2 protein-coding genes are annotated in these 2,162 nt (G+C 40.9%); both read left to right on the top strand.

Translation table 11 applies throughout. The features are described 5' to 3' along the window. The first annotated feature begins 521 nt into the window (after positions 1-521). Positions 522-1,415, top strand: coding sequence for a BRO family protein (locus CBG25_RS17090; protein ID WP_290608129.1), 894 nt, complete (start codon positions 522-524; stop codon positions 1,413-1,415). A gap of 65 nt (positions 1,416-1,480) precedes the next feature. Next, positions 1,481-2,162: antA/AntB antirepressor family protein (locus tag CBG25_RS17085; protein ID WP_290608127.1), on the top strand; the 682-nt coding region annotated here is incomplete at its 3' end.

Here is a 2,162-nt window from a genome sequence, read left to right as displayed (position 1 = left end):
TGAGCATGGTAGATTCTTCCATAAAAAAACAGATAATTGAATATATCGCCCTGACCTTCCTTATAAATACGTGCTCGTAGCACAAGATACCGTTCGGTCTTGAAGACGATTATGAATATGTCACCAGGGTTTAATCTGACGTACAAGCTCTAAGCTTAAGGCAGAGTACAAACTCACCGGTAACATCCCAATGATCAGTTGGGGATCATTAACCTTTGAAAGTCAATGATCAAGATATAAGGTTATCGTACTGGACAGTCAGGATCTAAGCAGCATCTTACCCGTTGCGGGCTGAGAGCCTTAAAAACAATTTATCTTCTTGATTTTCCTTATTTAACCCCCTGCGGGTTACAGAACACTTTTCACACTATCAATTTCATTATTGACGAAAGAAGAAATCATGCGCTATAGTTTATTTGCATCTGATAAATCAGGTACCAGGATTATCAACCTGTTAGAATCATCGCGACATATGCACGCCGCGAGCGTGTTTTTTAATGTCGTAATCTAGCCTTAATTCAATGGTGGGCTGGATAGGGCAGCCGAAAGGTTGGCCGGTCGGTGATTCCGGTGTTGATAACCCTGTTCAGCTCATCGCCAATGAGATTATCAACTCTAACGATGGGATACTTCAAATCACTATCGGAGGTCATATTATGACTACCGCAAAAGCTATTTCATTTTCTTTCCAAGAAACACATGATGTACGTATTCAAATAATCATAGGTGAACCTTGGTTTTGCCTGAAAGATATTTGCTCAATTTTAGAAATAAAAAATGCTAGCCAACTAGCAGCGCAACTTGATGAAAAGGGTATATGTAAAACAGACACCCTTACAAAAGGCGGAAACCAACTACTCACATTCGTCAATGAACCTAACCTTTATCGTGTGATTTTCCGTAGCAATAAACCCGAAGCAAAACAATTTCAGGATTGGGTGTTTAATGAAGTCCTTCCATCGATCCGCAAAACTGGCAGATATGACCACCCTCAACCCCAACCGAAAGCCGTGGAGCATTTTAGCCATTCAGACACCCGTAACCTGACGCATTTAGTCTGGTGTATGACAAATGGCTTCCGGTTTGAGCGTTCATGGAGTAATGCGGTGTGGCTGGCGTTGCGTGAAGTCACTGGCACACCGTCACCGGAGCGTTTTCAGGTAGAGCATATCCCATTAATGGCTGACGAATGCAGACGCATTTACTACATCACCGAGTCACTGCGCCAAATTATTAATGACGCTGAAAAACAGGTTATCAAACGACTTTTACGTAAGCGTGAAAATATCGATACCGTGTTAGCGGAGATCAAACAGCTTTTTGAGCACTTCCACCATCAACAAATCGGGATAATCACCGCACGCACCGATCACTGGTACGAAGGTGAACTTAGCCATTTCCTAGAACGTCACTAATTAATCTCAACGCCCCTTTTTATAGGGGCAATCTTTCATCAATTTAACTATTGAGGAATACCTTTATGTCAAATTTAATCAACATCGAAACAAAAAATATCAACGGTACATTAATCCAGACGGTAAATGCTCGTGATTTACATGCGTTTTTGGAAATTGGAAAAGATTTTTCCAATTGGATCAAAGACAGAATTAGACAATACGGATTTGTTGAAAATCAGGATTACATAATTGTTGAAAATTTGAGCTCGCCAAAATTGGCGAGTGCAAAATCTCGCCAACGTCCGATGAAAGACTACTACATCAGCATCGATATGGCGAAAGAGTTGTCAATGGTTGAGCGTAACGAAAAAGGGAAACAGGCAAGGCAGTACTTTATTGAATGTGAACGACGTGTTTTACAACCTCAAACATTACTACCAACAGCAAAAGAACTGGCACTGATGGTCGTTCGTGCTGAGGAAGAGAAAGAAAAGTTATTACTGGAAAATAAAAGTCTCTCAACCGAAAACGATTGTCTTAAAAATCTCTTCAAAGAAGGTATGACCCCTACCCAGTTTAGCAAAATGCTTAACGGGGTAAACAGTCAACAGATAAACCATTACCTTGCCGCGAAAAACTGGCTCTATAACGAAAGTAAGTCCGGTAACAATTTACGCTGGCGTGTTGCCGCTACCGCTCGGGATAAATATTTAACCGAAAAACAAAACGAAATAAGCCCACATGGTGCGAATAGTTTCATTAGTT

It is taken from the genome of Arsenophonus sp. ENCA (genome assembly GCF_002287155.1).
In the GTDB taxonomy this organism is placed as follows: Bacteria; Pseudomonadota; Gammaproteobacteria; order Enterobacterales; family Enterobacteriaceae; genus Arsenophonus; species Arsenophonus nilaparvatae.
Note: the sequence above shows the minus strand (reverse complement) of the source record. Positions and strands in the feature narration are given on the sequence as shown.

What these genes read in the sequence shown, in the direction of transcription:
- CBG25_RS17090 (WP_290608129.1), top strand. Translation starts at nt 522, where the DNA reads ATGGTGGGCTGGATAGGGCAGCCGAAAGGTTGGCCGGTCGGTGATTCC.